The 4,811-nt window shown below is 71.0% G+C and carries 8 protein-coding genes; 4 read left to right on the forward strand and 4 right to left on the reverse strand.

Going from position 1 to position 4,811, the window contains the following annotated elements; genetic code table 11:
* The 4 genes from KUTG_RS60470 to KUTG_RS01055 form a co-directional block, all read left to right on the forward strand.
* Window positions 1-706 (forward strand): coiled-coil domain-containing protein (locus tag KUTG_RS60470; RefSeq protein ID WP_369794413.1); only part of this gene is annotated, 706 nt, incomplete at its 5' end.
* 282 nt (window positions 707-988) lie between these two features.
* Window positions 989-1,264 carry a cupin domain-containing protein gene (locus KUTG_RS01045; protein ID WP_157494174.1) on the forward strand — a complete coding sequence of 92 codons (276 nt, stop codon included), beginning with the start codon at window positions 989-991 and terminating at the stop codon, window positions 1,262-1,264.
* A complete protein-coding gene (locus KUTG_RS01050; RefSeq protein WP_043714261.1) occupies window positions 1,261-1,614 on the forward strand; it encodes a nuclear transport factor 2 family protein in 354 nt (117 codons plus the stop codon). Before KUTG_RS01045 ends, KUTG_RS01050 begins: the two co-directional genes overlap by 4 nt.
* 44 nt (window positions 1,615-1,658) lie before the next feature.
* Window positions 1,659-2,600, forward strand: coding sequence for a phosphotransferase family protein (locus tag KUTG_RS01055; RefSeq protein WP_043714263.1), 942 nt, complete (start codon window positions 1,659-1,661; stop codon window positions 2,598-2,600).
* Between the two features lie 135 nt (window positions 2,601-2,735).
* On the opposite strand, the gene KUTG_RS01060 is transcribed toward KUTG_RS01055, so the two are convergent.
* From KUTG_RS01060 to KUTG_RS01075, 4 genes are all read right to left on the reverse strand, one after another.
* Window positions 2,736-3,212 carry a DinB family protein gene (locus KUTG_RS01060; RefSeq protein WP_043714266.1) on the reverse strand — a complete coding sequence of 159 codons (477 nt, stop codon included), beginning with the start codon at window positions 3,210-3,212 and terminating at the stop codon, window positions 2,736-2,738.
* Between the two features lie 52 nt (window positions 3,213-3,264).
* Entirely contained in the window at window positions 3,265-3,633 is a 369-nt protein-coding gene (locus KUTG_RS62935) for a hypothetical protein (RefSeq protein ID WP_052393659.1), read from the reverse strand.
* Window positions 3,634-3,747: 114 nt separating this feature from the next.
* Window positions 3,748-4,563: an SDR family oxidoreductase gene (locus KUTG_RS01070; RefSeq protein ID WP_043714268.1), complete on the reverse strand. Its 816-nt coding sequence runs from the start codon at window positions 4,561-4,563 to the stop codon at window positions 3,748-3,750.
* Window positions 4,564-4,581: 18 nt separating this feature from the next.
* The coding region (locus tag KUTG_RS01075) for a hypothetical protein (RefSeq protein WP_043714269.1) at window positions 4,582-4,811 on the reverse strand (230 nt) is incomplete at its 5' end.

The following is a 4,811-nucleotide window of genomic DNA, read 5'->3' on the forward strand; positions in this document are numbered from 1 at the left end:
AAACCGCCGAGGACCAGCAGCCGGAGGCCCGGCCGAGACCGAGCGGGCCGTCGCCGAGCGGGACCGCGCCCTGGCCGAGGCCTCCGAGGCCCGCCAGCAGACCGCCGACGCCATCGCCGCGCGGGAGACCGCCGAGCGCGTCGCCACCGAGGCCCTCACCGCCCGCGACCAGGCGCTGGCCGAACAGCGCGCCGCCGAGCAGGTCCGTGACGACGCCGTCCGTACCAAGCAGGAGGCCCTGGACAAGGTCGCCCAGGCTCAGGACCGCGTCGCCGACCTCCAGCAGGTCCTCGAACGCGAACGCCAAGAGTCCGCCCAGCAGCGCGAGCAGCTCCGCGTCGACCACCTGCGGGCGCTACAGGACCTCCAGGCCACGCTGGCCCAGCGCCACGACGAGCGCCTTCAGGCCCAGGCCGTCGAACTCCGCCAGCAGGCCCAGTCGGCGACCACCGCCGCCGAGGCCCGGATCGACGCCCTCACCGCGCAGTTGGCCGCCGCCAGCCAGACCTATGCGCAGTCCCTGGCGCCCCTGCACGAGCAGATCGCCGCGCTACGCCAGGACCTCGCCGGTGAGAAGGCGGCCACCCAGGAGGCGAGGCAGCGTTGGGACCAACTCCGGGCGGACCTCCGTGCCGAAATCCCTGAGGAGGACGAGGCCACGTTCCGCGAGCGGGTACGGGTGGCGGTCACTGATCCGGAGGTCTGATCTCAGTCAAGCAGCCGAAACATTGAGAGTAGGGTGCCGCTGTCGATGAGGCTGCTGGAAACCCGGCCGCCATCGGCTGCGCGGTAGACCATGTCGATGGCATGGGCATTGGAGAGCATGGCCCGCTCAATCCGGACACTGCAGTCGCTGACCACAGTCTGCTCAACCGGCCCGCGAGATACTCCGCCAGGCTGTTGGGACTGCCGATGCCGGCACCGCCGACCGAGCCGCCGAGCTTCTCAAGGAGGGCAGCACCCCAAAAGGCGGTACGAGGCGGTCGCGGTGATCGCCTCGGAAGGGCTGTCTGTCCAGCTCGCCTGCCGAGTACTCAGGGTGTTCCTGCCCCGGCGCAGTGGGCACTGGTTCCGCAACACGGGGGTGACGCCGGCCAAGACGCTGGTGTTGGTGGCGCCGGGCGGGTTCGAGCAGTTCTTCGCCGAAGCGGGGACGCCGGCGCGGGCCGGTGAGCAGCCGCCTCCGGTGGCGTCGGAGGGCCTCGCCCGCATCGCCGAGCTGTCCGACCGCTACGGCGCGTCGCTCGTGGGGAGCCGGCGATGAGCGCCGCCGAGGTTTTCGCGCAGGTGGACCGGCTGGATCCGGACGCCATGTCGGCGTTGCTGGCCGAGGACGCGACGATGGTGTTCGGCAACGGCGACCCGCTGGTCGGGCGGGAGGCGATCCTGGCCGGCAACATCGCGTTCCTCGGCTACGTCAAGGGATTGCGGCACGAGATCCGTCGGGAGTGGACGGTCGGGGACACGACGGTCGCAGAGACCGATGTGACCTACACGCGTCGGGACGACAAGCAGGTGACGGTCCCGGCGGTGTCGATCTGGCGGGTCGGCGGGGACGGCCTGATCACCGACTTCCGGGTGTTCTACGACCCGGCGCCGGTGTTCGCGCCGTAGGCAACTCGCTCGCGGGCCGGCGACGGGCGTGGCAGGGTCGGCGGGTGCGCTACGAGTCGATCACCCGCCCGGACGGGGCGTTCCAGCAGGCGTTGACCGCCTCACAGGTCGTGGCGGTGTGCGGGCGGGGGTTCGGGCGGAAGCCGGTGTCGGCGGTGGAGCTCGGCGGCGGCTCGTTCAACACGACCTACCGGGTGGATCTCGGCGGGGAGACCGTGATCCTGCGGGTGGCGCCGGCGCGGTCGTACCGGATCGAGCGAGACTTCATGCGGCACGAGCACGCGTCGCTGCCGTTCTTCGCGCCCATCGCCGACCTGATGCCGCGCACCCTGTTCGTCGACTTCACGCATGATCTCGTGCCGAGGGACTACACGTTCCAGACGATGCTGGGCGGTGTGTCCGGCGCGGAGGGGTTCCGGGCGCTGGCCGACAAACCGGGGTTCTTCCGGCAGGTGGGCGAGATCGTGCGGGTCGTGCACGGGGTGCGCGGCGAGCGGTTCGGCCGCCCGGCCGGCCCGACGCACGCGACGTGGAGCGAAGCGGTTCTGTCCACTGTGGAGTTCCTCCGCGACGCCGGGCTGGACGACTCCGACATGCGGGAGGTCGGTGTCCTGGCCGCGAAGAACTCGGCCGTGCTGGACGAGATCACCGAGCCCCGGCTGCTGCACGGCGACCTGTGGATACCGAACGTGCGGCTGGATGGGGAGCGGATCGTCGGGGTGTTCGACCACGACCGGGCGTCGTGGGGCGATCCGGCGGCGGACTGGAGCATCTACGAGGCGGGCCGCAAGCCCGGCACCGCCCGGGACGCGTTCTGGGACACCTACGGCCGCCCGTCGACGTCGCCGAGCGCGGTGTGGCGCTCGGCGCTGTACCGGGCGGTTCACCTCGGGGCGGTGCGGATCGAGCGGCACCGGCTCGGGCTGGCCGACACCATCCCGGCCAACTACGAGGACATGGCGCGGGTGTTGGCGGAACTGCGTTAGAGCGGGTTTCGGTGTGACGCTCGGCGGGACTCGCGGGGTGCGCGCGAACCTTGCACATGCGTGCCCGAGAGCGGGACAGTGGTGTGCTCGAAACCGGGTTTCGGTGTGCCGGAGAGCGTGACTCGCGGGGGTGGGTCAGTGTTCGGGGCGTTCGCCGGTGGAGCCGTCGGCCTGTTCGCGCATGAGGTCGAGGTGGCCGAGGTGGCGGGCGGTCTCCTCGATCATGTGCAGCAGGATCCAGCGCAGGCTCCTGGCGCGGTGGACGGCCTGGTCGTCGAGGGACTCGGCGGCGAGGATGACCTCGTCGGAGCGCTTGGTCTCGGCGGCGTAGTCGGCCAGCAGCTGGGCCAGGGTGAGGTCGGGGGCCGGCTTGAAGTCGGCGTCGGGATCCTCGGTGTCGTCGAACATGGGGGGCACCTGGTCGGCGAAGGCCCAGCGGAACCAGCCGCGTTCGCAGCTGGTCAGGTGCAGCACGATGCCGTGGGCGGTGAGGCCGGTGGGGGTGCCGATCGCGCGCAGGGCGTCGTCGGGGGCGTCCTGGAGCTTCCACTGCACCAGGTCCCGCTGTCGTTGCAGGAACTCCAGCAGTGACTCACGCTCGATGTCGCTCATGGCCGTGCACGCTACGGCGATCGGCCCACGGCCACGACCGAGTTTTCGGTTTTCAGCCCAGGAAGCGCAGGAACTCGTTGCTGACCATGACCAGGCCCAGCAGCAGGGCCAGGCCGGACAGCAGCAGGCCGATCACGGCGGCGGTGGTGCCGCGGCGGTGTCCGGACAGGCACATGATCGACAGCACGATGCCGCCGATCGCGAAGGGGAACGGCAGGTAGTGCCGTAGGTTGGCCTCGTAGATCGGCAGCAGCCACACGACGCAGCCGAACAGGCCGACCAGCAGCGCGATCACGGCCAGCCCGCTGCCACCCGGCTGGGCGGCCGGCGGCTGCGGTGGCACCCAGGGCTGCTGGTGCTGCGCCGTCGGATCGAACCGGGGGTCCGGTGTGGTCGGTTCGGACGGCGGACCATACGTCATGTGGACCCCCTCGCAGTGGCATTCCGAGCAGGGCACACCGTACTAGTCGGTGCGGCCGGGCTGATCTCCTCACCCCCGTGACTCGTCGTGGGGTGAGGAGATCAGCCCGCGAGGTCAGGCCGAGCGGGAGGTCTCTTCCCAGTCCGACCAGGTCTTGACGCGGTCGGCGTAGACGCTCTGCGCGATGTCGAACGCGGTGCCGGACAGCAGCAGCCGCTTGGGCGGGTTCTCGGCGTCGATGGCCGCGAACACCGCGGCGGTGGTGTCGTCCGGGCCGGGCGCGGTGGTGGCCATGGCCGCTCGGCGCGAGGCCTGGGCGTCCCGCATCGCCTGGTATGCCGGGTTCGGCTCGGAACGCACGGCCGAGGCGCCGCTCCAGTCGGTGGCGTAGCCGCCGGGCTCGATCAGGGTGGTCTTGATGCCGAAGCTGCCGACCTCCTGGGCCAGGGCCTCGGTGAAGCCCTCCAGCGCCCACTTGGAGGCGTTGTAGATGCCGACGGTCGGGAACGCGGCGACGCCGCCGATGCTGGAGATCTGCACGATGTGGCCGGAGCCCTGCTCGCGCATCAGCGGGATCGCGGCCTGGGTGATCCACAGCGCGCCGAACAGGTTGGTGTCGAACTGGGCGCGCGCCTCGGCCTCGGTGACCTCCTCGATGAAGCCGAAGTGGCCGTAGCCGGCGTTGTTGACCACCACGTCGAGGCGGCCGAAGTGGGCGTGGGCCTGCTGCACGGCGGCGAAGTCGGCGTCGCGGTCGGTCACGTCGAGCTGGATCGGCAGCAGGGCGTCGCCGTAGGTCTCGGCGAGGTCCTTGAGCGTCGAGGTGTCCCGGGCGGTGGCGGCGACCTTGTCGCCGCGCTGCAGGGCGGCGATGGTCCAGCTGCGGCCGAAGCCGCGGGAGGCGCCGGTGATGAACCAAGTCTTGCTCATGGGGTTTGTCCTTAGCGGTCAGGCGAATCCGTTGCTGGCCCGCGCGAAGCAGTCGCGGGTGATGTCGAGCAGTCGGTCGAAGCCGTCGTCCGGCGACCACAGGGCGTAGGCCGTGCCGACCACGGCCTGGGCGGTGTTGAGCATCAGCGTGGTCTCGAGCTCGTGGCCGGGCTCGGTGCGCTCGGCCACCCAGGCGTGCAGCTCGATGCCGAACTGCTCGCCGTGGTCGCGGACCGACTCCTTGAGCT

It is taken from the genome of Kutzneria sp. 744 (genome assembly GCF_000568255.1).
In the GTDB taxonomy this organism is placed as follows: domain Bacteria; phylum Actinomycetota; class Actinomycetes; order Mycobacteriales; family Pseudonocardiaceae; genus Kutzneria.

What these genes read in the sequence shown, in the direction of transcription:
- KUTG_RS01050 (WP_043714261.1), top strand. Translation starts at nt 1,261, where the DNA reads ATGAGCGCCGCCGAGGTTTTCGCGCAGGTGGACCGGCTGGATCCGGAC.
- KUTG_RS01060 (WP_043714266.1), bottom strand. Translation starts at nt 3,212, where the DNA reads ATGAGCGACATCGAGCGTGAGTCACTGCTGGAGTTCCTGCAACGACAG.
- KUTG_RS62935 (WP_052393659.1), bottom strand. Translation starts at nt 3,633, where the DNA reads ATGACGTATGGTCCGCCGTCCGAACCGACCACACCGGACCCCCGGTTC.
- KUTG_RS01070 (WP_043714268.1), bottom strand. Translation starts at nt 4,563, where the DNA reads ATGAGCAAGACTTGGTTCATCACCGGCGCCTCCCGCGGCTTCGGCCGC.